Annotated in this window: 26 protein-coding genes and 1 riboswitch; of the genes, 15 read left to right on the top strand and 11 right to left on the bottom strand. The window is 33.9% G+C overall.

Going from position 1 to position 25,791, the window contains the following annotated elements:
• Nucleotides 1-6 precede the first annotated feature (6 nt).
• The 3 genes from grxD to ABWU33_RS06290 are packed head-to-tail and all read right to left on the bottom strand — an operon-like array spanning nucleotide 7 to nucleotide 1,923.
• A complete protein-coding gene (gene grxD, locus ABWU33_RS06300) occupies nucleotides 7-330 on the bottom strand; it encodes a Grx4 family monothiol glutaredoxin (RefSeq protein ID WP_211907893.1) in 324 nt (107 codons plus the stop codon).
• Nucleotides 331-346: 16 nt separating this feature from the next.
• Nucleotides 347-565, bottom strand: a complete 219-nt coding sequence (locus ABWU33_RS06295; RefSeq protein WP_211907895.1) for a BolA/IbaG family iron-sulfur metabolism protein — start codon at nucleotides 563-565, stop codon at nucleotides 347-349.
• A gap of 38 nt (nucleotides 566-603) precedes the next feature.
• The gene (locus ABWU33_RS06290) at nucleotides 604-1,923 is read right to left on the bottom strand and encodes a malic enzyme-like NAD(P)-binding protein (RefSeq protein WP_353280654.1); all 1,320 of its coding nucleotides are present in this window, start codon (nucleotides 1,921-1,923) and stop codon (nucleotides 604-606) included.
• 119 nt (nucleotides 1,924-2,042) lie between these two features.
• Between ABWU33_RS06290 and pgsA the strand changes: the two genes are divergently transcribed.
• The 6 genes from pgsA to ABWU33_RS06260 all read left to right on the top strand — a co-directional run bounded on the left by pgsA (nucleotide 2,043) and on the right by ABWU33_RS06260 (nucleotide 7,070).
• Nucleotides 2,043-2,585 (top strand): CDP-diacylglycerol--glycerol-3-phosphate 3-phosphatidyltransferase, encoded by a 543-nt coding sequence (gene pgsA, locus ABWU33_RS06285; RefSeq protein WP_250120317.1) that lies wholly within the window; start codon nucleotides 2,043-2,045, stop codon nucleotides 2,583-2,585.
• Nucleotides 2,586-2,685: 100 nt separating this feature from the next.
• Entirely contained in the window at nucleotides 2,686-3,660 is a 975-nt protein-coding gene (locus tag ABWU33_RS06280) for a hypothetical protein (protein WP_250120318.1), read from the top strand.
• A gap of 67 nt (nucleotides 3,661-3,727) precedes the next feature.
• Nucleotides 3,728-4,414 carry an outer membrane protein assembly factor BamD gene (gene bamD, locus ABWU33_RS06275; RefSeq protein WP_353280653.1) on the top strand — a complete coding sequence of 229 codons (687 nt, stop codon included), beginning with the start codon at nucleotides 3,728-3,730 and terminating at the stop codon, nucleotides 4,412-4,414.
• 7 nt (nucleotides 4,415-4,421) lie between these two features.
• On the top strand, nucleotides 4,422-5,162 hold the full coding sequence (locus ABWU33_RS06270) for a YebC/PmpR family DNA-binding transcriptional regulator (RefSeq protein ID WP_211907905.1): 741 nt from the start codon (nucleotides 4,422-4,424) through the stop codon (nucleotides 5,160-5,162).
• Nucleotides 5,159-6,217, top strand: a complete 1,059-nt coding sequence (locus ABWU33_RS06265; protein ID WP_353280652.1) for a M23 family metallopeptidase — start codon at nucleotides 5,159-5,161, stop codon at nucleotides 6,215-6,217. The genes ABWU33_RS06270 and ABWU33_RS06265 overlap by 4 nt, the downstream gene beginning before the upstream one ends.
• Nucleotides 6,201-7,070 carry an SPFH domain-containing protein gene (locus tag ABWU33_RS06260; protein WP_353280651.1) on the top strand — a complete coding sequence of 290 codons (870 nt, stop codon included), beginning with the start codon at nucleotides 6,201-6,203 and terminating at the stop codon, nucleotides 7,068-7,070. The genes ABWU33_RS06265 and ABWU33_RS06260 overlap by 17 nt, the downstream gene beginning before the upstream one ends.
• Before the next feature lie 76 nt (nucleotides 7,071-7,146).
• Nucleotides 7,147-7,249: riboswitch (TPP riboswitch) on the top strand.
• A 119-nt stretch (nucleotides 7,250-7,368) separates the two neighbouring features.
• Here ABWU33_RS06260 and ABWU33_RS06255 read toward each other — a convergent pair.
• Both ABWU33_RS06255 and ABWU33_RS06250 read right to left on the bottom strand, forming a co-directional pair.
• Nucleotides 7,369-8,247: an IS3 family transposase gene (locus tag ABWU33_RS06255; protein ID WP_353273672.1), complete on the bottom strand. Its 879-nt coding sequence runs from the start codon at nucleotides 8,245-8,247 to the stop codon at nucleotides 7,369-7,371.
• On the bottom strand, nucleotides 8,223-8,522 hold the full coding sequence (locus tag ABWU33_RS06250) for a transposase (protein ID WP_353280344.1): 300 nt from the start codon (nucleotides 8,520-8,522) through the stop codon (nucleotides 8,223-8,225). Before ABWU33_RS06250 ends, ABWU33_RS06255 begins: the two co-directional genes overlap by 25 nt.
• A 109-nt stretch (nucleotides 8,523-8,631) precedes the next feature.
• On the opposite strand from ABWU33_RS06250, the gene ABWU33_RS06245 reads away from it, so the two are divergent.
• Both ABWU33_RS06245 and ABWU33_RS06240 read left to right on the top strand, forming a co-directional pair.
• Entirely contained in the window at nucleotides 8,632-8,802 is a 171-nt protein-coding gene (locus ABWU33_RS06245; protein WP_353280650.1) for a SemiSWEET family transporter, read from the top strand.
• Nucleotides 8,774-9,454 (top strand): thiamine diphosphokinase, encoded by a 681-nt coding sequence (locus tag ABWU33_RS06240; protein WP_211907909.1) that lies wholly within the window; start codon nucleotides 8,774-8,776, stop codon nucleotides 9,452-9,454. The genes ABWU33_RS06245 and ABWU33_RS06240 overlap by 29 nt, the downstream gene beginning before the upstream one ends.
• A gap of 760 nt (nucleotides 9,455-10,214) precedes the next feature.
• Here the strand turns inward: ABWU33_RS06240 and ABWU33_RS06235 are convergent.
• Complete coding sequence (locus tag ABWU33_RS06235; protein WP_211907910.1) at nucleotides 10,215-11,660, bottom strand: ankyrin repeat domain-containing protein; 1,446 nt, start codon at nucleotides 11,658-11,660, stop codon at nucleotides 10,215-10,217.
• Nucleotides 11,661-11,798: 138 nt separating this feature from the next.
• Nucleotides 11,799-12,950 carry a Bcr/CflA family efflux MFS transporter gene (locus ABWU33_RS06230; RefSeq protein ID WP_211908763.1) on the bottom strand — a complete coding sequence of 384 codons (1,152 nt, stop codon included), beginning with the start codon at nucleotides 12,948-12,950 and terminating at the stop codon, nucleotides 11,799-11,801.
• Between the two features lie 125 nt (nucleotides 12,951-13,075).
• Between ABWU33_RS06230 and ubiE the strand changes: the two genes are divergently transcribed.
• The 4 genes from ubiE to ABWU33_RS06210 all read left to right on the top strand — a co-directional run bounded on the left by ubiE (nucleotide 13,076) and on the right by ABWU33_RS06210 (nucleotide 19,254).
• On the top strand, nucleotides 13,076-13,774 hold the full coding sequence (gene ubiE, locus ABWU33_RS06225; protein ID WP_211907911.1) for a bifunctional demethylmenaquinone methyltransferase/2-methoxy-6-polyprenyl-1,4-benzoquinol methylase UbiE: 699 nt from the start codon (nucleotides 13,076-13,078) through the stop codon (nucleotides 13,772-13,774).
• Between the two features lie 182 nt (nucleotides 13,775-13,956).
• A complete protein-coding gene (locus ABWU33_RS06220) occupies nucleotides 13,957-15,654 on the top strand; it encodes an ABC transporter ATP-binding protein (RefSeq protein ID WP_353280649.1) in 1,698 nt (565 codons plus the stop codon).
• Nucleotides 15,655-16,320: 666 nt separating this feature from the next.
• The gene (locus tag ABWU33_RS06215; RefSeq protein ID WP_353280648.1) at nucleotides 16,321-16,962 is read left to right on the top strand and encodes a hypothetical protein; all 642 of its coding nucleotides are present in this window, start codon (nucleotides 16,321-16,323) and stop codon (nucleotides 16,960-16,962) included.
• A gap of 87 nt (nucleotides 16,963-17,049) precedes the next feature.
• Complete coding sequence (locus ABWU33_RS06210; RefSeq protein ID WP_353280647.1) at nucleotides 17,050-19,254, top strand: hypothetical protein; 2,205 nt, start codon at nucleotides 17,050-17,052, stop codon at nucleotides 19,252-19,254.
• Between the two features lie 173 nt (nucleotides 19,255-19,427).
• Here ABWU33_RS06210 and ABWU33_RS06205 read toward each other — a convergent pair whose 3' ends face one another.
• Entirely contained in the window at nucleotides 19,428-19,985 is a 558-nt protein-coding gene (locus ABWU33_RS06205) for a hypothetical protein (RefSeq protein ID WP_246111582.1), read from the bottom strand.
• A 145-nt stretch (nucleotides 19,986-20,130) separates the two neighbouring features.
• Here ABWU33_RS06205 and argS point away from each other — a divergent pair, with 145 nt between their 5' ends.
• The gene (gene argS, locus ABWU33_RS06200; protein WP_211907915.1) at nucleotides 20,131-21,837 is read left to right on the top strand and encodes an arginine--tRNA ligase; all 1,707 of its coding nucleotides are present in this window, start codon (nucleotides 20,131-20,133) and stop codon (nucleotides 21,835-21,837) included.
• 15 nt (nucleotides 21,838-21,852) lie between these two features.
• On the opposite strand, the gene ccmA is transcribed toward argS, so the two are convergent.
• Together ccmA and ABWU33_RS06190 are read right to left on the bottom strand one after the other, a co-directional pair.
• A complete protein-coding gene (ccmA, locus tag ABWU33_RS06195; protein WP_211907917.1) occupies nucleotides 21,853-22,476 on the bottom strand; it encodes a heme ABC exporter ATP-binding protein CcmA in 624 nt (207 codons plus the stop codon).
• 202 nt (nucleotides 22,477-22,678) lie between these two features.
• Nucleotides 22,679-23,110: a hypothetical protein gene (locus ABWU33_RS06190; RefSeq protein ID WP_250120322.1), complete on the bottom strand. Its 432-nt coding sequence runs from the start codon at nucleotides 23,108-23,110 to the stop codon at nucleotides 22,679-22,681.
• Nucleotides 23,111-23,546: 436 nt separating this feature from the next.
• Here ABWU33_RS06190 and ABWU33_RS06185 point away from each other — a divergent pair, with 436 nt between their 5' ends.
• Nucleotides 23,547-23,768, top strand: coding sequence for a hypothetical protein (locus ABWU33_RS06185; RefSeq protein WP_246433142.1), 222 nt, complete (start codon nucleotides 23,547-23,549; stop codon nucleotides 23,766-23,768).
• A gap of 108 nt (nucleotides 23,769-23,876) precedes the next feature.
• On the opposite strand, the gene tnpA is transcribed toward ABWU33_RS06185, so the two are convergent.
• Nucleotides 23,877-24,314: an IS200/IS605 family transposase gene (gene tnpA, locus ABWU33_RS06180; protein WP_265024376.1), complete on the bottom strand. Its 438-nt coding sequence runs from the start codon at nucleotides 24,312-24,314 to the stop codon at nucleotides 23,877-23,879.
• Nucleotides 24,315-24,501: 187 nt separating this feature from the next.
• Here tnpA and ABWU33_RS06175 point away from each other — a divergent pair, with 187 nt between their 5' ends.
• Nucleotides 24,502-25,584 (top strand): hypothetical protein, encoded by a 1,083-nt coding sequence (locus tag ABWU33_RS06175; RefSeq protein WP_250120323.1) that lies wholly within the window; start codon nucleotides 24,502-24,504, stop codon nucleotides 25,582-25,584.
• Nucleotides 25,585-25,791 lie beyond the last annotated feature (207 nt).

Raw genomic sequence — 25,791 nt, 5'->3', positions numbered from 1 at the left:
GTAAACTTACTCGGCAATAACCTTTTTTTCTTTTAACAAATTTTGTAATTCACCGTTTTCATACATCTCACGGATTATGTCACAGCCACCAATAAACTCTCCCTTTATATATATTTGTGGAATTGTTGGCCAATCAGAAAAACTTTTTATGGACTGACGTATTTCATCATTCTCAAGTACGTTGATGCATTTAAACTTTACATTCAATTTTTTGAGAATTGACACGACGAGCCCAGAGAATCCGCATTGAGGAAAGTCAGAGGTGCCTTTCATATACAGCACTACATCATTTTCTGCTATGTCTTTTTTTATTTGTTCAAAGTTGTTCATAAATATCACCTTAATTTTAAGTGCTAGTTTCTAGTTGCAATGCATGTATAGACTGATCTTTGAGAGCTTTATATACCATTCTATGTTGTTCTATTTTTGTCTTTCCAGAAAAACACTTGGAAGTTATTTTTAGATGGTAATGATCATCATCTCCAGCAAGGTCCTTAATCTTTATATCAGCATCAGGAAATGATTGTTTGATAATTTTCTCTAACTCGTGAATTGTAATAGTCATCAGTTTATTTTAATTATAAGTCTAAAATACGCAATTAATTATTGTGAAGACAATAGATTCAGCGTGCTTAGAGCACTAGCAAGACGAGATTTTAATTGGCTTTCATACTTATTCCAGTTCTCTATTTCCTTTCTTGCCACACCTGAAGTAACTGCAGCTTTTGCAACAGCAGGAGATACTATAGAAATTAATCTTGGATCAAATGGAGTAGGTATTATATATTCACGTCCATAGCTCATTTTACGACCGCCATAGGCTGCAGATATCTCATTTGGCACTGATTCGCGGGCAAGCTTTGCTATTGCATCTGCAGCAGCAATTTTCATTTCATCATTTATTGTCGTTGCATGTACGTCGAGTGCTCCTCTGAATATGTAAGGAAATCCCATTACGTTATTGACTTGGTTGTTATAGTCTGACCTACCAGTTGCAATTATTGCATCTGGCCTTACAGATTTTGCAAATTCAGGCCTTACTTCTGGATCAGGGTTAGCAAGAGCAAAAATGATCGGGTCTTTACCCATGCTTTTTAACATCTCTTCGCTAAGCACATCCTTTGCGGATAGTCCGATGAATATATCAGCGCCTTTTATGGCATCAAGTAGAGAACGTTCTTTAGTGTCAATTGCATATTTTTCCTTCCACTCATTCATATCCTCTTTTCTGTCTTTGTGTATTACTCCTTGTTTGTCACATAGTACTATGTTCTTAGCACCCATAGACTTCAGTATTTCCAAACACGTAATACCAGCTGCTCCAGCACCATTCATGATGATCTTGACATTCTCTAATTTCTTTCCAGCAATATCGAGGGCATTTTCTATACCAGCTGCAACAACTACTGCAGTTCCATGTTGATCATCATGAAAAACCGGAATATCCATCAATTCATTTAGACGTTTTTCTATTATGAAACAATCAGGAGATTTTATATCTTCTAAATTTATTCCCCCCCAACTTGGACCAAGATACCTTACTGCATTGATGAAATCTTCTATGTTTTCTGTGTCAACTTCTATATCAATTGCATCAATGTCAGCAAAACGCTTAAATAAAACAGCTTTGCCTTCCATGACGGGTTTTGAAGCAAGAGGACCGATATTGCCAAGTCCCAGCACTGCGGTGCCATTTGAAATGACAGCCACATAATTGCTTTTTGCCGTGTAATCATAAACAGCTTTAGGATTTTTAGCTATTGCAAGGCATGGGGCTGCAACACCAGGGGAATAAGCAAGTGATAGGTCATGCTGTGTGGATAAGGGTTTTGTTGGTATAACCGATACCTTACCAGGTTTACCACTTTTATTATGGTACTTAAGTGCTTCTTGTTTTGTGGTGTTATCTAAATTATTATTCATGCTTTGAGCTTATTGTTAGTAATTTTTTAAGTATATGGGGTTTTTATGAATGTTCAACTATTAGCTTGTGAATTCTGCTGTACTTCTGTATAAGTTTATCTACCAATAGTGTGACTTACATGCTTAAGAAAAACGTGCCTAATTTGCTAACAATTTCTCGTGCGCTCGCGATACCGGCAATAATATCAAGCTTTTATATAGAAAGTAAATATGCAAGTCTAATAACAATATTGATCTTTATGTTTGCGTGCATTACAGATTTTTTTGATGGTTATTTAGCACGTGCATGGAAAGTCCAATCGAATTTTGGCAAGTTATTTGATCCAATTGCCGACAAGTTAGTAGTAGCTTCAACAATAATCATGCTAGTTTATAAGCACAAGATAGATGATATTACAATTATACCGTCAGTTATAATTGTTTGTAGGGAGATATTAGTTTCAGGTATGCGGGAGTTTTTGATAGCTACAAACGTTAGCCTACCTGTGAGTAAGGCTGGAAAAATTAAAACATTTTTGCAGATGATTGCTGTGGTAGCGCTAATAATGAGTGATTATGAGAAAATTCGATATGCAGGTGTGATTTGCTTATGGGCTGCAGCTGTTATGACTATGTGGTCAGGCTATAATTACGTTCTAGCTAGCATCAAACAGATTGACTAAATTGCTTAAGAGTATACAAAGAAAGTTAATAATTTCACAATATTGACTGATTAGTTAAAATCCTGTATAATGTATTAGTTTATAAATTAGTCAAGTTTGTATGACTGGTATTATTATAGATAGCTTTAATACTGAGTCTTCCTTTAAGAGATCAAGTTCTGAGAAAGATATTAAAATAGAGGATTTTTTTCGAGATTTCTGGTCAACAGTTGATGAAGAAGAAAAAAAGAGAAAAAAACTTGAGCAAGAATTATTAATACTTGAAGAAGGAAAAAAAAAGCAGAAGCTGGAACAGGAGTTATTAACGTTAAAAAAAAGAGAGCTAAATAGAAAATGTGTATCATTGGCAACAATGGTTCCATTTGCATTGCTGATGGCAATTGAGCTCGAAAAAACATGTAGCGATCAGGTATTACTTGGCCTTATAAGCGGTGCATTAGGCCATATTATATTACCTTTCACAGTCTTATCTCTTATTTGCACGCTATATTTAATTTATAATAATAGAAAAATAGCAGAAAAAGAACGAGAGTTGGAGAATATTGAAGATGGAGAAAAAGAAAAGAGAGATATTCCTTATACAGTTGATGATTACTGTAACTATGCTGATGCTGCTTTAGTTACATTAGTTATTGTGGCTAGCATAGTAAGCGAAGCATTGGCACAAGGAATAATAGAAGACGTAGCTTTTTCAATTTCTAGTATATTCTACTTTGTAGCGAGTGCTACTTTTTGCTATTGTGAGTACAAGAAAAATAAAAATTCTGAAGTAGAAAAAGATCAAGGCTTTGATGAGAAATCTGAAAAAAAGACAAGCAATATGTCTACAGCTAAGTTAATGCTTGCTGGTTCTTCTTTATTACTAGTCAGGAGGATAATGTTGATTTCTGAAGTAGCATTATCTGCTGTTGGACCTGCTTTAGGTCTAGTAGGTATTGCTCTTTTGATGGTCGGAAGTGGATTGATCATACATTCTTATATTAGAAAGCTAGAGAACGTAGAAGTGAGTGGAAAAGGTGTTTCAACAGGTGCTGGTATAGGTAATATACGGGAAGGGCAGGTTTTTGCTCGATGATAATGCCAAAAATTTGTTTATTTAGGTAATATTTAGTCTATACTTTATTTTGATCAAAAAAAATCTTATGTATAAGACTTTAATCATATGCTTTTTTCTTCTAATTTGCCACTTTACGCAGTTATATGCGAATGACCTTGAACACACTGAAACTGAACTATATGAGGAGGCAGTTAAGCTTTATGATCAGAAAAAATATAAGCAAGCTATTAGAGCATTTCAAAAGATAGAGGATTTGTATCCTTTATCTTATTGGGCAATGAAAGCCAAATTATTGTCTGGGTTTTCTCACTATAATATGGGTAAATACAGCGGTGCTGCAAGTGATATGGATGATTATATATACGTTTATCCAAATGGTGAAGATTTGCCATATGTATATTACTTAAGAGTATTATCTTATTACATGCAAATTAACAAAGTGCAGCTTGGGCAACAAATTGCATATAAAACTTTAGAGCTAGCTACTGAATATATTAATCTTTTTCCGAATAGCGAATATATAGAAGAGATCAAAGAAAAAGAAAAATTAATCACAGAACATATATCAAAAAAAGAGTATTCTATTGGTGAATTTTACCTAAAGCGTGGTGAATATTTAGCAGCAATTAAGCGTTTTCAAAATATGATAAGCGATAAATATTCTAAATATTCTTCTAGAGTTATTAGTTATTTAATAACAGCTCACTTAGCTCTTGGCCTTGACTTAGAAGCTGAGCAGTATGAAAATATGTTAGTAGAAGGGGTTAATTAGTTTTCTTATGGCTGGTCATTCACAGTTTTCAAATATAAAACATCGAAAAGGTGCTCAGGATGCAAAGCGCTCGCAAAAATTTACGAAGCTCATTAGGGAAATAACAGTTGCTGCAAAACAAGGGCTGCCTGATCCCGAACTCAATCCACGTCTTCGCTCTGCTATCTTTGCTGCGCGAAAGGAAAATCTACCAAAAGATAAAATAGAAACAGCAATAAAAAATGCAGCTGGTAACGTTGCTGGAGAAAGTTATGAAGAAATACAATATGAAGGCTGCGGACCTTCTGGTGCTGCACTTATTGTCCATGCTCTGACAAATAATCGCAACCGAACTGCTTCTGAGATACGTTATATCTTTTCTCGCAAAGGCGGTAATTTGGGAGAAACAGGATGTGTGAGTTACCTTTTCGATCATGTAGGCTTAATTGTCTATAAAGCAGAGGGTATAAATTTTGAAGATTTATTTAACTATGGAATTGAATTAGAAGTATTGAATGTTGAGGAAAATAACAAAGAAGAATTATATGTTATAACTTGTGAAGTAAAAGACTTTGGTAAAGTACGTGACGCTTTCTATACAAAATTTGGAGAACCAGAACTTGCTCGTCTTTCATGGCAACCAAAGGACCTGATTGAAGTTAGCGACAAAGAATTAATTGATAAATTATCTATATTAGTTGAAGAGCTAGAAGATAATGATGATGTGCAGTATGTTGAAGGTAATTTTATTTTTGCTGATAAACTATGAGGCTGGTAATACTTCCACTGCTTTGTATTTTACCAGCATATGCAACTGAAACATTTGTGCAGAAAGACTATTGTCATTCCAGTGCCCAGACACTGGAATCTAGCAAAATTGATTATAAACAGTACGCTATACAACATTTTCGATTAAAAAGCTGGATTCCAGTGTCAAGCACTGGAATGACACTAACCCACTCTCCAGTGTTATTCCAAGACGGGATCAGGAAAAAAAAAGCTGCTTTGGTGACAGAAAGTGATAGAAAGCTATCATTCATATCCAGTGACATAAAATCCTCTTTTTTTGATGCAGGAGGTTTGGCGCCAAATACGGTGATGAAATTAATCAACGTATATAAAGATTTTGGTATAGGTTTTAAAAAAGACATTGTGCCAAAAGGTAAGTTGGAGGTTCTTTTTGAGAAATCACTCGGTAATCAGAAAGCTGAAGAAAAAATTTTATATACTTCACTGACAACAAACAATAAAGCCATTAGCTTATATCATTATAAATCGCAAGACGGCAAAGAAAGGTATTTTAATAAAGAGGGTGTAAGCTTAAAGAGTTTCGTAAGTCCTTTGAATGGAGATTATCGTATATCTTCGAAATTTGGTAATAGAAAGCATCCTGTTCGCGGTAAAATTGCTTTTCACAAAGGAGTAGATTATGCAGCTAAGCTTGGCAGTCCCATATATGCTGCTGCAGAGGGTGTGGTAGAATATATAGGAAAGAATGGTGGCTATGGAAATTACATCAAAATAAAACACAAAAATGAATATTCAACTTGTTACGCACATATAAGCAAATTTAGTAGCGATATAAAGTTAGGCTCTAAAGTAAAGAAGGGGCAGATCATTGCTTATGTCGGCAGCACTGGTGTTGCAACAGGACCTCATTTACATTATGAAGTTATATATAATGGTAAACATATTGATCCGCTTACGATAGCTCATGGCAATGAGATAAAGTTGCCTGATCGTGAATTAAGAGAGTTTAAATTATTTGTAAGTAAGGTAGATGAAATAATCAGCAGAGAGGGTGCAAGTGAAAAAGCAATCTGATAAAGACAGCACAGATAAAAATACGATAAGTGATAGAAATCTAAGTAAAATTCGGGCTTTTCCTGTACTAATAGCGCTAGGGTTAATTTTATTGGTACTTTTTGTGTATGACAGCACAATTGCACTTGGAGTTGCTGCTGTTTCAATTTTGACTTTTCTTCAGGCACTTTTCGTTAATGACCCTAATGAAGCAAGAGTGATAGAGTTTTTTGGTCATTATATTGGAACTTATTTTAAGTCTGGAATATGTGTAACGCTTCCGTTTTCGAGTAAATATAGAGTGTCTCTGAAATTTCAGAATATTAACACAGAAAAAATTAAAGTTAATGATGCTAATGGAAGTCCGATAGAGATTTCAGTAGTAATTGTTTGGAAAGTTAGCAGTCCTGCAAAGGCATATTATAATGTTAATAATTATCATGAATTCGTTTTTGTGCAAAGTGACTCGGTAATTAGAGAAATGGCAAGTAATTATCCGTATGATAGCGAAAACGATGAGGAATCTTTGCGTAAAAATTCTGATAAAATTTCAAATGAATTGAGATCAATGCTACAACAAAGATTGAATATTGCTGGAATTGAAATTGCAGAAGCGAGAATATCGCATTTGGCCTATTCATCTGAGATTGCACAAGCAATGCTGAGGCGTCAACAAGCGCATGCCATCACCTCTGCAAGAAGGCATATAGTGCAAAATGCAATAGGAATTATCGAAGAAGTAATAGCCCATTTTGAAAAAAATAAAAGCTTACAATTGGATGGAAAACAAAAGGTTCAATTGATAAACAATTTGCTAGTTGCTCTGATCTCTGAGCAGGATGCACAGCCGACTATTAGTTTGGATAATAATTAGCATAGAAGCCGATTGGGTTTCATGAATGCAAGTCACTGTTAATTTCTTGATTAATAGACTAAATGATGTTATAAATTACACGCATTAGGGGTGCTCTAAAAAAGCTGAGAGTACATAAAGTACAACCCTTTGAACCTGATCTTGTTAAAACAAACGTAGGAAAATGTATGTATATAAATATTGAAGAATGCTTTGGCTTCATCGCGTTCATTACATCTCTCATTGGGTTATTGCCTCAAGTATATAGAGCATATTGACCTTACCCAGAAAAAGTAGACAGAAAGTTAAGACGTTTTTGCTATGAGAATGATGAATCAAAAAGCTCAGGAATGCAATAGTTAATAGTAGAATGTCTACGCTGTTTATTATAAAAAATTTCTATATATTCAAATATTGCGGTTTTAGCTTGTTGTGCAGAGTGTTGTGAAGTATCAATGAGTAACTCTCTCTTAAGTGAACTAAAAAAGCTCTCTGAAACAGCATTATCATAACAACAACCTTTGTGACTCATACTAGAAGTAATATTTTTTGTACTTAGTAAAAATTGATAATTTTTAGAGGTGTATTGCGATCCTTGATCGCTATGAAATAGTAGATTTTTAGCAGATTTGCGCCTACCAATAGCCATGAATAACGCATCTATAACTAATTGCCTATTTACTGCATTACTCATTGACCAGCCAATCACCATGCGTGAATATAAATCTATTATTGCTGCCAAATATAACCATCCTTCATTAGTTTTTATGTACGTAATATCAGTTACCCATATCTTGTTAGGTTGATCAGCGATGAAATTCTGATTTAATATGTTAGGAGTTATAACTCTATTGTCTATTTGTGGTTTTTTACTTTTAAACTTTCGTCTAAGCTTAGCTTGAATGCCATTTTTCTGCATAACATTTTGCACTGTTTTGATGTTATAATTTTTACCTAAAGCCTTTAATTCAGCGTGAATTTTAGGAGCTCCGTATCTGCATTGTGATGCTCGATATACCTTCTGAATATCTTGTATGAGCTCTTCTCTTATTGATTTTTTGTTGTTTTTTTCCTTAGTAATCCATTTATAATAACCACAAGCAGATACGTTCAAAAATCTGCATAATTCCCGTATTTTATAGCAGTTTTCATGTTCTTTTATAAAAGAATATTTTACTCTTTTTGGTTTGCAAAATATCCCAGGGCTTTTTTTAAAATGTCTCTTTCCCTCGTTACTCTTGCCAGCTCTTTCTTTAAATAAAACTTTTCTTTGTCACAATGAGCTACTTTCCCTTTTCCTGGAAACGCATCTACTCCAGACATTCTATCATTGTATGTTTTTACCCATCTGCTTAATGAATCACCGCTAATACCCAAATCTCTTGCTATTTTTGCTGATGATTGACCTGTTTCTTTTACTAGTCTTATAGCTTCAATTTTGAATTCTGCTGTATATTCTTTTCTTTTTGTCATACCACACCTCTTTGAAAAAACGTTTTATTTTACTTCAAAAACGTCTTAACTTTCTGTCTACTTTTTCTGGGTAAGGTCATATATCACAAAACTTACTCGTGACGTATCGATGCTAATGTTAGTGAATTATCTTATTTGTTCATCATCTTGGCTTATTTACGGTATTTGTCAGGGTTTAACTTTTGTGATACTCAGTAATATTGCTGGATTAGTGATCAGTATAATATCAATTGTTCAAAAATGTTACTACGATGCAAAAACTGCACGAAGCGTTTTATAACCATATGCTACATTGTAGCGTGGAGCAAGAATATCGTTCTATTGTAGTACTAAATGGAGAAATACCTGATTCATCGTTTTTTAAACAAGATATACCTGTTATTGCTGTAGATGGAGGAGCAAATAAGCTTCTATCAATTGGCGTAAAACCTGATCTTGTAATAGGAGATTTGGATAGTATAAATCCGAATTTACGTGCTAATTTAAATACAGTATATCTACCTGATCAAGATTATTGCGACTTTTCTAAAGCAATGGCTCACTTAAAAACAGTAAAGTTATTGCCATCAATAGTAACGGGTATTACTGGAGGAGCAATTGATCATATACTACAAAATATTAACTTTTTTTTAAGTACAGATAGTATCTTTTATATGCCTTCGCCTCCCACGGTGGGGTACGCCTTACAAAAAGGTATTAGCTATTTTTCCTCTTTGCTAAAAAATACTAAAATATCCTTACTTGGTATACCGAAAGCTCAAATATCAACTAAAGGATTACAATGGGAACTGTACCTTAGTAACCTTGCTTTTCCAGGAAAGAATTCTTGCTTTAATCGAAGTTTAGGCAATGAGTTATCTATAGAAATACACAGCGGCGTGTGTTTAGCAATGATATATTTAGAAGCAGTAAATGATGATGGTGTGTATTGAGTTAAAACATTAAGAAAAAAAAGTAGAAAAACCGTGTTAACACTAATTCTAAAAACTACAGGCGCCTGTTATTAGCTAAAGTAAAGGTCAAATATCTGGAATTCTGGACATAAAATCCTCCTGTATAAAAAAGATTCAGAATGTACACACAACAGATGTGGCTGAATTTTTATTGAAAAATTGGTTAAAAGGTCTGCAGACCAAGATAGATTTTGAGCTCTCTAAATATCTCTACCATCATTATAATGGCATCTTGAGTATGCGGAAGCAATTTTTTCATTAAAATAAAAAATTTTATTCTACAGCGAATAAAAAGGAGTTTGCTAATTTTCATACTGATCGGATTTCACTACTCAAACCTAGAAACTTTAATGTCAAGGTATCTGTTCAGGGGAATGTGCAAGTCATTGCTCCCTTTCTTGTCATTCCAGTCACAGCTGTACGAACATTGTGGTTTGTGGGCAATTCGCGTAGCAGACGGTGTCATTCCAGTGCTTGACACTGGAATCCAGATTGGGCCTAAGTTGGTAAACACTTTACAACGTTTTGGATGGAACTCTGTGAAAGGACTGGATGCCAGTGTCAAGCACTGGAATGACACCATTTGCTGTGCAATTTACCTGCAAAAATGAATGTTCGTACAGCTGTGTGCTTGACGCTGAAATCCATTATACTCCGTAAATTTAACTGGGTGCCAGTGTCAGCTACTTTCATGACATCAACTGATTTTTTTTTGCATTCCAGTTATGCAAGAAATCTATTATATAATATTATTATCACCCTCTTGATAGTTTGTTAGCTCCTCTCCTCCTGAGTTACTTGGTGCAATTATTTGATCAGATTCAGTTGATGGTTCATCAGATCCAAACAACCATGAAAAAAATCCACCCAAAAATGATCTTATTAAAGAAAAAGGTTTAATCAGTATACCAAACAAACTACTAAAAAAAGAGCTTGGCTGTTCTTCATTTGTTGATGATTCACTTCGTGGACTAACACCATTTTGTGTAAGTGTTATGTCAATAGAATGTCCATTATCAGCAGCTTCAATTTTTACATCACTTTCTTCTTCTGCACTGATCTCCTGTTGTTCTTCCTTTGGGTCTTGCTCTTGTGTAACTGGTTGGACATTACCTTCTTGTCCAGCATCTTCCTCTTGATCTCCTTCACTATCTGTCGATACTGAACTGTCATCAGTTTTTTCTGCGGCTTTTTTTAATAGAGCTTTTATTTCTTCTGTTTTAGCTAAATCAAAAGGAGTTTTTTCATCCTTGTCTTTTACATTGATAGCGATTCCGTCTACTGCTAATAGAATTTTTACTATGTCTATATGACCATTTTTAGCAGCATAATGTAAAGGGGTCTTTTCACTTTCATCTATTGCATTAACATCTGCCCCCTTATCTAGATCATCTTCTAGCTGCTGAGAAAAACTGTCCCCAAGCTTAGCAAATAAGTGTAAGGGAGTCGCTTTATATAATTCTAGTTTAATTTCATTAACACCATTGGGTTTGTTAAAATATATTACAGAACTAAATCTTGTTTTATTATTTATATCGGTACCAATCTTTATGAAGTCTAAATCATTTTTAACAAAATCTTTTCCTGATGATTGGTAATGGTCAATGACTTGCTTTTTTATTGACTTATGAGATCTTTTAATATTTTCTATAATTTTATTTACTTCTTCTTGTGAAAAGCTGAAAGCTAAAGGTTCATAATCTTTATAATCATCAGAAATTGTCGCTTTGAAAAGGGTATAAACTTTATTGATTTGTCTTGAAGATATTTCTTTTTGTGAAAAGTTGAAAGCTGGAGGATACACACTGTAATTAAAACCTTCATATTTAAACTCAAGTGGCCCAGTTCCAATAAATTTTAGATTATGATCCTTTGTTAGTTGTGATAAAAAATTTTTCCATTTACTTTCATCAAACTCGTTGTAACGAGGCCATGAGTAAATTAATACTTTATCTCCAACATCTCCAAATTGTACATGAATACTGTTTGGTTGTTTAAATATATCATTATATTCTTTTCCAAAATCATAGGTGTTAAGAACCTCAACTGACATATTATGAACATCATTGCTGATATATTTTAAGAAGATTTCCCTAACTTTGTGAGTCTTTTCAGCTAATCGAACTTTCTCACCCTGATTTAGGGAGCTGTTAAAATGTGTATAATCAATAAAATTGCCACTCATCTGAACTTTTCTATAGAAATTGTATTATCATGGTACAGTTGCTAATAATCAATGAACTCTGCAGATAAAGTTCTCTGGATGCCAGCACCACATACCGAAATTACACCTTCATAAGGTTATATAAGAAATCTATTGTAATCAGCCTTCTCTGTGTTTTTCAGTATATTTAAGTAAACTATATATAAGAATTGCAATTATAGAACATGCAACTGTTAACAGTAAATTTGGTAAAATACTATAGTGAAAAAATTTTCCTACTATATATATTCCAATAGCTCCAAACATCATATTGCAGAATGAGAGGACTGCACTACCAAGCCCTATACCCTTGATTGTTTCTAAAGCAGAAGTTACGTTATTGCTGATTACGAGTGCAAGCCCGATATTGCTCGGAATCCAAAGAACTTGCAGAATAAGTACACTTAACTTGTTTGCGAGATAAAAATATACCAATAAACCATCCGATATCATCGGTAATACCAAACCTATTATTAACATCTTGCTCACTCCTATTTTTGGTACGTACCTTCTATTAATTAAAGTTCCAATTATGTAAAATATAACTATGATTGATATGAGATAGCCAAAATATTGTACTTCAACGCCCATTGATTCAAATATGAACGGGTAGTTAGCAATGTATGCCCAAAGCCACATGAAAGTTAATCCATGAATGTTTGAAAATCCAAGGAAACGATAATTCTTAAATATTAATATATACTGCTTGAAGATATTAATACTGGCTTTACTTTTATTTACGGTCAGCGTTTCTTGTAGCTTCAAGTAAATAAAAATGAGCATAATAATTGCGGCAAGTGATATGATAAAAAACAAAAACTTCCAACTATAACCATGTGAAATTATATAACTGCCTACCACTGGAGCTATTCCAGGTGAAAGTGCTACTATCATATTTAACTTTGAGATTACTCTTGAGTATTCACTACCTGAGTACATATCCCTGATTGCTGCATATCCGACAACGCCTGCAACACCAGCTCCAGCTCCTTGTATAAACCGGATTAATATTAAAAGTATAATATTATCAGCTATACAACATACAATACTTGCCAAAGTAAAAATTGTCATACCAATCAGCATTATTAGGCGCCTGCCATAATAGTCTGACAATGGGCCATAAATTAATCCAGATATTGCAACTCCTACTAAATTTAAACTGATCGTAAGCTGCGCTATATTACCTTTCACCTTAAAATAGTTGGCAATACTTGGCAATGCAACTGAGTATAAGTCTGTTGCCATATCAACAACTGCTACAGATAATATAATAATAAGAGAGATGATATTTTGTGAAAAAGCTGTCGACACTAATGATTTACTGGATTAAATATGTTTAATTGTAGTATATTTTTCTCATTAGTATATTAATTTAACTGCTAATCTCTGTATAAAATATGGATAAATCACAATTAGTTAAAGAGGTTTTCGATTCTGTAGCAAATCGCTACGACATTATGAATGATATAATGAGCCTTGGAATGCACAGGCTATGGAAAGAGAAGATGGTAAGTAGTGTGCATTTTAAAAAGAACTCCAAGGTTTTGGATATTGCTGGAGGAACCGGAGATATAGCTATAAGAATAGCAAGAGGTGAACCAAGTACTCAAGTTACAGTATGTGATATAAATCAAAACATGCTGGACAAAGGGCGTGATAAAGCAATAAATTCAAATCAGCTAAATTTCAATTGGGTATGTGCAAATGCAGAGAGTTTACCATTTGAAGATTCTGAATTTGATTATTATACAGTAGCTTTTGGTATTCGAAACTTTTCTGACCGTAAAAAGGCTTTAAGTGAAGCATATAGGGTATTGAAGCCAGATGGGAAATTTATTTGCTTGGAGTTTGCCCCTATGCATTATCAAAATGAGATATTCACCAAATTTTATGACTTATACTCATTTAAAGTAATTCCTAAAATTGGTAGCATGGTTGCTAAAGATAAGGGTTCTTACGAATACCTAGTAAGAAGCATAAGAGAATTTCCAACTCAAACTAATTTTAAAATGGAAATTGAAGAGGTAGGCTTTAAGAATGTTGAGTTCTATAATATGAGCTATGGAATAGTGGCGTTACACATTGGAATAAAATGAATATTAAACTCTGGTATGCTCATCCTTCCAACAGTTCTTTTGCTATCTTCCTGTAATTGCGCAGCGTTTTTCCTTCAGTAGAAATCAAGCTAAAGTTTCTTGAACGTATTGCTCTAACGAAGTACACTGTAAACTAATATTGTAACTTTTTCCTGAAGCTAAATACTTAACTTTAAAATAAAATGCGATCTAACATTAAGCAGCTATTTTACTATATAAAACCTAGTCTACATTATTTTAGCATAGCTTTTATTGCAGTTCTATTTTCAGCTTTAACGATTCTTCTTTTTGGTAGGGGCTTAAGCAACATAATTGATTCTGGCGCAGAGCATAACTTTACTACCAAGCTCGTAGTTTCAATACTGATAGTTTTAGGCATTTCTTTCACTGCATTTATTCGGTTATATTTCATTGGCATTGGCAGCGAGAAAGTTATCGCAAGAATCAGATACGACTTATATAGCAGTATCACTGACTTGCAACCGAGTTTCTTTGAGAACACAGGCGTACAAGATGTTATCTCAGCATTAATTACTGATACCTCTGCATTGCAATCGATAATAAACAGCAGCTTACTGACAATATTGAGAAATTTTGTTGTACTGACTGGTAGTGTTGCAATGCTATTATACACAAATCTGCACCTCACTGCATATGCAGCTGCAATAATACCCATACTTCTCATTATCATGACTTCACTTGGAAAAAAAGTTCGCAATTATGCACGCTTCGCTCAGGATAAATTAAGTGAGCTTGCATCATTGAGTGAGGAAAATTTTAGATCTATAATAACTATCAAATCGTTTGTACTCGAAGAAAATGAAAAAATTCGTTTTCAGAAACATCTAAACTCAGTATCAAAATCATACGTAAAATTAGTACTCTTACGTGCTATTTTAGTAACTCTAGTTATCACGTGTGTGATAGGTTCGCTAGTTATTTTGCTTTTTTTTGGAATAAAAGAAGTCTTAAGTAATAATATGACCATTGGAGAACTCTCCTCATTTGTGTTTTATTCAGCGCTTGCTTCAGGGGCTGTAAACAATCTAAGCGATAACATCAGTGATTTGCAACGAGGTCTTGGAATTGTAGAGCGTTTATTTGAATTTATGAACATGAAAAGCTCTATATTAGATAGTGATAATCCTATAAGGATCAATAGTGTTCAAAAAAGAATTTCGTTTAATGATGTAACATTTTTTTATGCTGATAAGCCAGCATTAAATAACGTATCATTTTCTATAGAGGTAGGCCAATCAGTATCAATTGTTGGACCATCTGGAAGTGGCAAGAGCACCATTTTAAAGCTTTTGCTCCGTTTTCACGATCCAAGTGAAGGCAGTATTACTATTGATGGGCATGACATCAAATCAATTGCGCTAAATGACCTCAGATCGTTGTTTGGCTTAGTGCCACAAGACCATATGATATTCTCTTGTTCAATAATGGAAAATATACTATATGGTAAACCAGATGCTGAATATGAAGAGGTGAAGCAAGCAGCTATCAGCGCTTATGCGATGGAATTTATTGATAAGCTGCCGGATAAATTTGATACATTTGTAGGAAAAAGAGGACTGAAACTTTCTGAAGGACAAAAACAACGCATCATAATAGCAAGAGCCATACTCAAAAACCCTCAGGTTTTAATACTGGATGAAGCAACCTCTGCTCTTGATTATAAAAGTGAAAACCTAGTGCAAAAAGCACTTAGCAAGTTGATGCAAAACAGAACAACAATTGTAATTACGCACAGGCTATCAACCGCACTCAAAACTGACAAGATTATAGTGATTAATTGCGGGAAAGTAGAAGAAGTGGGAACTCATGATTCTCTAATGAGTAAAGATGGGCTGTATGCAAAATTGGTGAGGATATAGTAAAAACTGAAGGAAAATTTGAGTCATACTTGTTGGTTATTATGCTAGATTGATAATGAAAGTTATTAAATCTTTAATTATTTTAACTTATAATAATATCATAGTATTTTTTTAAGGATTATTATGGTTTATAATTATAGTCATTTCCCAAAATCACCTTGTACGGCTTTCAATTTGCCAACACAGGTTGTGCCAACACAAGTTTTACCAGCACCAATTTCGCACTGTGCACAAGCTTCTGCACCTGCATACGCACCTTGTGCTACTAATTTGTGTCACAATCATTTTAACTCATATCATAACTATTATGATACATGTTATAATCCTTGTGATACGTTTGATTTTTTCTGCTAAGAGATTAGATTTAAATCACTAACAAACGTACGTTCTTTCACTCTTGATATACGTACTTCCAATAGCACATGGTTTTCCATGTGCTTCACATTTTGCTTTAAAATACAATAAATTTGACTACTGACAGCTTTTTCTTGAAATCTTAGCAGCATTTTGCTGTGGCAAAGCTTTTCAATGCGAATATCTTCTATATTAAAATCGTATTTTGAAATGTACTGTAAGTTTGTATATGCTAGTTTTAACCTTAGAATTATTAAATCATTAACTTTTTTATCCTATAATAATCTAATAGTTATTTTTTAAAGGATTCTTATGAATTATAATTTTTCCTCATCTCCACGTGTTGGTTCATGCATTCCTACGCGCACAGCTTGCACAACTAACCCACGGTACCATCATAATTTTGATCCACATTGTCATAACCACTTTAACCCACATTGCCATAACCACTTTGATCCGTATCGTGATGGACTCGAATTAAATATACAGCTTCCTGATATAAAAATACCTCCTTGTCCTGATGTAAAATGTCCTGATGTAAAATGTCCTGATGTAAAATGTCCTGATGTAAAAATACCTCCTTGTCCTGATGTAAAATGTCCTGAGGTAGAAATACCTCCTTGTCCTGAGTGCCCTGCTTGTCCAGAACCTAAAAAACCAATTGACTTTTCAAGGCTTTCAATAGTAGTTGATGCAGTTTCTGGAGAGATTAAAGATGCCATTACTAAGAAATCTAGTGGTTTAATGTTTGCAAAATGTAAAGAAATTATTGATAAAAGTGACAACAATCTTGAAATTGGTCCAGACAATCGTATCAAAGGACAATGTGATAATAATCCTGAATGCAAAGCTTGTGTGGATGCGATAAATGCTTCTATAATAGATACGCGCACAGAATCAGCATTTTCTCCTGAACAAATGTCAGTACCAGAAGGTATTGTTTATATTATATGAAAGTAATGAAGGTGTATACATTGTTAGTATACATTTCTATTTTATGTTAACTTTTTAGTAACCTTTATTTATTAATGGAGCAATTTTATGTTACAGAACACTTTCCCTTATTCAAATAAATTGAAAATTAATTTATATACAAGGCTAGATGATGGTAAAGACCCTAAGTACGAGATTAATGACAAGACTAAGAATGAACTGAAGGAAAAGATTAAAAATGAACTAGAGAAAGATCTTAAGTTTGAGATTGGCGATAAGACTAAGAATGAACTGAAGGAAAAGATTAAAAATGAACTAGAGAAAGATCTTAAGTTTGAGATTGATGACAAGACTAAGAATGAACTGAAGGAAAAGATTAAAAATGAACTAGAGAAAGATCTTAAGTTTGAGATTGATGACAAGACTAAGAATGAACTGAAGGAAAAGATTAAAAATGAACTAGAGAAAGATCTTAAGTTTAAGATTGGCGATAAGACTAAGAATGAACTGAAGGAAAAGATTAAAAATGAACTAGAGAAAGATCTTAAGTTTGAGATTGATGACAAGACTAAGAATGAACTGAAGGAAAAGATTAAAAATGAACTAGAGAAAGATCTTAAGTTTAAGATTGGCGATAAGACTAAGAATGAACTGAAGGAAAAGATTAAAAATGAACTAGAGAAAGATCTTAAGTTTGAGATTGATGACAAGATTAAGAATGAACTGAAGGAAAAGATTAAAAATGAACTAGAGAAAGATCTTAAGTTTGAGATTGATGACAAGATTAAGAATGAACTGAAGGAAAAGATTAAAAATGAACTAGAGAAAGATCTTAAGTTTGAGATTGATGACAAGATTAAGAATGAACTGAAGGAAAAGATTAAAAATGAACTAGAGAAAGATCTTAAGTTTGAGATTGATGACAAGATTAAGAATGAACTGAAGGAAAAGATTAAAAATGAACTAGAGAAAGATCTTAAGTTTGAGATTGATGACAAGATTAAGAATGAACTGAAGGAAAAGATTAAAAATGAACTAGAGAAAGATCTTAAGTTTGAGATTGATGACAAGACTAAGAATGAGATAAAGGATAAAATAAAAAAAGAAATAGAGGATGAGATAGATTGTAAGCGTGATAAAAATGGCCGCGATAAAGGCGACAAAGATAAAGATGGCTTTAATAAGGATAGCGATGATAAAGATGGCAAGAAAGAAAAGGATAGCGATGATAAAGATGGCAAGAAAGAAAAGGATAGTGATGATAAAGATGGAGATGATAAAGTCATAGAAGGTAAACTTGTCAATCTGGGTCATATTGATAAAGAAATGTGCGGGGAGAATGCTGAAAAATATTCAGCAGAAAAGCACGTGGGTAAGCCTGCTTGGTTTACAAGAGACCTTTTGAAACAATTTTTGCCTGATTTAATGAAAAACGATAAGATCATGAGTCATTTTGATAGCAAAAGTGAGGATCAATATCATGCACAAAATTTTGGTATAACTTTTAGGTGTCAAGAGGATGAAGAATGTGGAAAAAATATAAACTTTACGTTTGCCGCACCTAGTAACATGTGGTGTAATAAAGGAGGTGCAAAAGGAACTGCTGGTTTACAATGTCGAGAGGAGATTCGAAGCATCAACACAAGTGCTTGTTGTCCAACTGCTGTACCTTACAGCAGTCCTATTAATAGTGAAAACTTTTTTCTGAATGAAAAGTGTCCTAATTTGATTTTAGATCTTCCGTTAGCAAAATTAAGGGAGTGTGAAGGTAAAACTATAGTTGCAAAGCTAGAGGCTCCAATGGTTATCGTCACTAAGGACGGTTCTATAATAGATAAAGCTGGCTACAAAATTGCTCAACATAAGTATGCTATACTAAAGGATCGTCTAAATTATAAAGGTGAGATAAAAGATTCAACCGGTAAGTCTCCGCAGCAATTAGAAGAAGTTAAAGAGTCTGTAGAGAGGGGTCTGTGGAGTTCTGATAAGGAAGTAAAGCTGAAAATACCTGCTCTCCCAAGTTATTCTCCTGGTGCCAATGATAATCAAGATGAGACTTTCTTTTACTATGATAACGAAGCGGAATGTAAAGAGGAGGTTCTGCAAGCAAAAGCAGAAGCTGAGAAGTTAAAAATACAAGTCCAAGAGGATGGCCATGATGAATATGGCTTTAATGAAAAAGGCTGTGATAGAAGGGATGAGGAAGAAGTACTATCAAAAAATGCTTTTGCTTATAATAGTACTCAAGAAGCAAACCTCAACTATTATGACAATGAGGATAATTCTGTTTCCGTTGATACTAATTTTATATAAGACTGAATGTTTTCTGGGCTTTTCAGCTCAGAAAACACTTTTGTAGAAAAATAGAATGAGTAACCTTACTCAGCGTGACGGTAAAATTCTAATCAAATTACATATATGGATTTTGTGACACTTTTGTATAGTTCAACATAGGTAAATTTGAATAATAGCAACAAATAAAACCTTTATATAATGCTGTCAGCGAATAGATGTTCGCTTGGCGTTTCTATGCTTTCATCATTAGTAGGATTAAAGGGGAAATTAAACTGAACAAGATTTGGAAGCTTATTGTTGTTCAATGATTCGTGTAATGCTACTATACCTTTATCGCAGACACTGTCAGAAAGTAAATTAAACTCAGTAATATTTGAAAAACTACCATTCTTTAGTGCATTTATAAATTCCACTCCACCATCAGGGCTTATATTATTAGAAATTAAATCAAGCTTAACAAGATTTGGAAAGTTACCATTCTCTAATAATTTAGTGATTGCTATTGAACCTTGATTACCCATAATACTAGAAGTTACTTTACACTCAGTAAGATTCGGAGCATTAACATTCTTTAATGTTTCATCTAAAACTTCTGCACCCTCAGCATCAATATAACAGTCGTGTAAGATAAGGCTTGTAATATTTGGATTCTCTTGTAAAAAGTTTATTAACTTCTCCATGTGTATATGTAGACTATTTAAGTCTAAGGTATTACCATTAACATATTTATTAAGTTCTACTTCCATCATGTTTATAACTCCTCTGTTAATATAATTCTTATTATAGCATAGACTTCAGTCATTGTCAAGTGTATTAACAAGCTGACACAAGATAACCCTTCAACTTCCCCCATTTATCCACTATACTGCTACAGGTCTTATAGCTTTTTAGTTAATGAATATTTTCAAGCAGGTTTCCTCTCTCATTTCCAGCAAGTTAAATGAGTTGAGGCAAAGGGGTGTTATAAGCACGAATGCAACAAACTTTATCATAGAGCCTCCAAGCAATAGAGCACATGGTGATATCTATACAAATGTTGCTATGGTGCTTGCAAAACATGAAAAGAAGAATCCCATTGAAATCGCAGAAGTTTTAGCTAAAGAGTTTGAACTTTTTGGTGAAGTTGCAAAAGTGGAAATAGCGGGCCCTGGTTTCATCAATATGCACTTGAAAATGGAAGTATGGCATGGGATTTTAAAGCAAATAAATGAGCTAAAAATGGAGTTTGGCACTCTCAAAATTGGAAACAATCAGGCCATCAATGTTGAGTTTGTATCCGCAAATCCAACTGGGCCACTACATATTGGTCATGCAAGAGGGGCAGTGTTTGGTGATGTTTTAGCAAATTTACTAAAGAAAGTTGGCTATAATGTCACTAAGGAGTACTATATCAATGATGCTGGAGCACAGATAGATACGCTAATTCGGTCAGTATATTTGCGGTATAAGGAAGCTCTGGGAGAGAAAGTTAGCATTGAAAAAGGTTTATACCCAGGTGAATATTTAAAGCCAATAGGGAAGGGGCTAGCTAAAAAATATGGCAAGGAGCTTAGAGAAGAGGAAGATAATCGAGTAATTAGAGAATATACTTTAAGTTCTATCTTAGAACTTATAAAGGAGGACATGAGCTTGCTTGGAGTCAATCATGATATTTTTACTTCAGAGTATGAGCTACAAAAAAATGGCAAAATCGAAGAGAGTATAAAGATATTATCTGATAAGGGTCTTGTGTATGAAGGATACTTGGAGAAACCAAAAGGCAAAGAAAGTGAAAGTTGGACTTCCAGAAAAGAAATGTTATTTCGCTCTACAACATTTGGTGATGATGTTGACCGCGCACTAAAAAAAGAGGATGGTAGCTGGACTTATTTTGCATCGGATATTGCTTACCATTTTGATAAGATATCACGTGGTTTTAACAATATGATCGTAGAGCTCGGCAGTGACCATGGCGGTTATATTAAAAGGCTTAGAGCAGTTGTCTCTGCGCTCAGTGATGATCAAGCAAAGATAGAGGTAAAGCTGCATAATATTGTGAATTTCTTCGAAAATGGCAAACCTGTTAAGATGTCGAAAAGATCAGGAAATTTTCTTACAGCTAGGGATGTAGTGGAAGAGGTTGGCAGGGATATAACTCGTTTTATAATGTTAACACGCAAGAATGATATGGTCTTGGACTTTGATTTTGCTAAAGTTAAAGAACAGTCAAAAGACAACCCTATTTTTTATGTGCAATATGCGCACGCCCGTGCTCATTCGTTAATGCGTAATGCTCCAAAAGAGCTCCCAACAGCAGACCCTTCACTTTTAAAGACAGATGGGGAGCTATTCCTCATAAAAACCTTAGCAAAGTGGCCAGATGTGGTAGAAATATCTGCAAGGCTTTGTGAGCCACATAGAATTACTTTCTACTTACTTGAAGTTGCAGAAGCATTTCACGTTTTATGGGGGTATGGCAAAAGTGATTTAAACATGCGGTTCATACTAGAAGATAACTTGAACTTCACCGCTGCAAGAATGTTTCTCGTCCAAGCCTTAGCGCACGTAATCTCTTCTGGGCTTTCTATTTTTAATATAGATCCTTTGAAAGAGATGAGTTAATTTTAAGGCCAAAAATTATACAAGAGGTCTGTTAAAATCACGTATATCGATTGTCTTGAAGTCACACAGTTGTTCTGTAGAGCTATGTCCTGTAATAATTACTATACCGTTTTGCTCAGAGCGTATTGAGATTAGGTTCAATACTAATTCACATGTTGTGCTATCAAGATTACAGAATGGTTCATCTATCAGCCAAATGTTTGCATTAGAAATTAACAGGCGAGCAAGCGCAACTCTTCTTTTCCAGCCTGCAGAAAGTTCACTATATTTGATATTAAGTACAGGTTGCAACTGTAAGCAACAAACGGCTGCCATAATTAATTCTCTAGTATTCCGTATTCTTGCCCAGAATTGTATGTTTTCACCAACTGTTGAGCTATCTTTACAGGCATTTTTATGGCCTATATAGACCATGGAAGGTATATAGGATTTTAGGTCATCATATATATCTTTTCCACGGTACATTATATTACCTGACACTGGCGGCAAAAGTCCAGATAAACTTCTGATTAAGCTGGTTTTGCCGCTACCATTTGGACCAGTGATTAAGATTTTTGATTTTGGTTCAGCTTTAAAATTGAGGTTTTTAAATAATACTTTGTTATTACGAGCACAGGATAGATTTTTACATTCAAGCATCTATTGGACCTTTAAAGAGAACTTGGAGCCTAAACACTTCAGTGTATGAACATTGGATAGCTTGCACAACAAACAGTCAGTGTTTGACATACAACTGTACGAACATTGGGTTTGTAGGTAGCAGATGGTCTCATCCCAGTGCTTGACTGACTATAACACTTAAGAAGTTTAATGCCAGAAAGCAGGTTATACAACGGATACGTCATCTGCCTTTTCCTTTATACTTACCCTTAGTTGAAGACTGAGCTTTTATAAACAGCTCCCAAAATCCTTTTTTATCACCTTCTCTGTGTATCAATTGTGCAAAATGCTTCATTAAAACGCTACCCATCATAACCATCTTTGTCCATTTACCTAGCGGTTTTGCTATATCAACTATTTCTAGATCTTCTTTGTAAACTTGCATATTCTTTTGTTTCTCCCTTAACATTTCCTGTTGTTTCATCAACTCTTTTTGCTTATTTTTTTGATATAATTCATTAAATCTTCTATTTTCTTCCCACTCTTCTTTGAGAACTTTTAGAGGAAATATAATTTTTCTAATATGATTTTTGTATATTTTTCTCAAAAAGAGAAATACTGCAATTACAGCAAGTAGTTCCGTACTATATATAATGATTTGTCCGAACGGCATTTTTATACTCAGCTTATTGGCAAGCAGTATTTATAATTATACCATAACTATAGAAATTTTACAATTTTTTTCTGGATAAAGATAGTAGACTAAAAATTTCTAAAGAACAAAAGCAACGTATTTACGTACAGGCTATCAACTACTACACTCAAAACTGACAAGTGATTAATCATTAGAGAGTAGAAGAATCACGGCTCTCTAATGAATAAAGATGGACTGTGTCAAGCTGGTGAGTAAGGTGGAAATTGAAGAAAATCTAATTGTTGGTTATCATGCTAGATCTACAATATAAGTTATAAAATTTTTAATCATTTTGGCTTATAATAATTTCTGAGTTAACCTTAGATTTCCTGAGCTGTGGTTTCTTTTACCCATGTTGAATTCTTAGCTTTTATACTCTAATTTAATTCCAGTTTTGACTATATAGGAGGTCACAATGTCAAACAATATCTATAGCGATCAAGTTAATAATAGTAATTTATATGCCAACAAACTTTTTTATGGTGAAGAGGGTGAGCAAGTCGAAAATCTAGGAGATCAGGTTGCGGGAGAAGAGGATGATAAATCAGAAGAAGATTTACTTCGTGACTGTAGAGATGAAACTAAGAAGGCAAAAGATAAGTCAATACAGTGTAAAAAAGATGCTGTGGAATCATAAAGAGAAATTACACAATTAGAAGCAGAAACTAGTGAATTAAACTCAACCACTATCGGCTGAGAGCCGAAAGGTTGGATATAGCGCTGGAAGCGCGGTGAGAAGCTAAAGCTACTCCAATCTTATACTAGATATAGAATGAGGCTGATGTGCATCTGTATGTTTATTGATGTACTCATTAATGACTTCATCTGTGATATGTCCGCTGGTAGCACTAAAGTATCCTCTTCCCCAAAAACGCTTTCCCCAGTACATTTTATTTAGCTCTGGAAATTCTTGTTGAATTTTGCGTGAAGACCTGCCTTTGGCTCTTTGAACAAAATCACTCACAGCTATATGAGGAGGTATTACTACGAATAAATGTAAATGATCTGATGATATTACTCCGTTTTCTATCTTAATCCCCATTTCTTCAGATACTTCTGCTATGATTGTTCGTATTCTCTCCTTCATAGCCTTAGTTAATACTCTGTACCGATATTTTGTAATCCAGACTATATGGTACCTATGATAAAATACAGTGTGTTTTCCTTTGTCATATTCCGTCATAACTATACTTTATAAAGTACAGTTATGACATTGACAAACTAAAGTTTCTCCACCTAGAAGGTGGAGGCTTGTACCATCTTATGGAAAGTCAAAGGTTCAAGAAGAAAGAGAGAAGGTAGAACAAACTAAGAATGAAGCTGAGGCAGCAAAAGATGAGTTAATACAGTGTAAAAAAGATGCTGAGAAGATGAAAGAAAACGGTGGACAGGCAATTAATCAGGAAAAATGTGATGATATTAAAGCAGAAGCTGAACAAGCAAAATTAGAAGCTAAACTAGCAAAAGAGGAAGTTTTGAGGTACAAAATTGAACAGGAGAAAGAAGAAGTGATGCAGAGTAAGATTGAAGGAGTAAAAGAAGAACTTTTAAAGTGTAAAATTAACATGGCAAAAGCAGAGACTGAGTGGTATAAAAAAGCAGCTGAAGAATGTAAAAATGAGAAAAGAATCGGTACAGATAAACCTAGTATTAAGGGAGGGAATGAAAATGATAGAGGCAAACATGTTACCAATGAAGGAGGGAATGAAAGTGGAGAAATTACATCTCGAGAAATAACACCAGATCGTAGCCTGCCAGAAATTTGTGGGCCTAAGGCTACTTTGTATAAATCGGATAATAAGATAGGTTATCAAGGTTTTAATACATCTGATTTATTAAAAGAACTCTATCCTGAGATGTATAGTAATTCTAAAATTTTGCCATATATAGAAAAGGGATCAGAGGGTGTTTATGGTGCAGTAAATTTTAAATTTGCCTTTACTGATACTATTAGTTCAGTAGCTAACTTTGGTAATACGAAATGTCTTAAATGTATTGATAATCCACAAGAGTTAGCCTGTCAGGATGAGAATGTTAAGAGTTTTTGCCAATTTGGCAATGGTTATGATAATAAAGAATTAAACAAGAATTTTTTTTCTAGAGAATCATGTCCTGATCTCATCAAAGACTCCGGTGGAGCAAGTATTGTGAAAGCGAAACAAGTTGCACCATTGATAATTGTTAATAACGCAGGGAATATGATAGATAAAGAGGGCAATAATACTCAAGTACACTATAATTCATTAAAGCCTTATCTAAAGCTTAATGGTAAAATCAAGGACTGTGGAAATGATCAAAAGTGTAAAGATTATAATGCAATTATGGAGAAAGTTGCATGGGATAGTGATAAGGAAGTACTATTAAAAGCTGTCTTTGATAATGTGCAAAGAACAACTCCTTACTCTTATGATAATGAGGTTAGTTCTTTTCCCATTGATAATGAGTTGATATAAGAGAGAATGTTCTCTGGATTTTTTAGTTCAGAGAACACTTTTGTAGAAAAATAGAATTGGTGACCTTACTCAAAAAAAAGTAGAGAAGAAGTTTTTGTTGTGAGAATAAATTTAGCAGAGTTTATAATATAATATTTAAGTTATTTATGATAAAAAATAGATTTCTTGCATAACCAGCCAGTCTGGGATTTAGCAAGAAAATCTAGA

This window comes from Wolbachia endosymbiont (group B) of Cyclophora punctaria, from assembly GCF_964028235.1.
Classification (GTDB): Bacteria; Pseudomonadota; Alphaproteobacteria; order Rickettsiales; family Anaplasmataceae; genus Wolbachia.
Note: the sequence above shows the minus strand (reverse complement) of the source record. Positions and strands in the feature narration are given on the sequence as shown.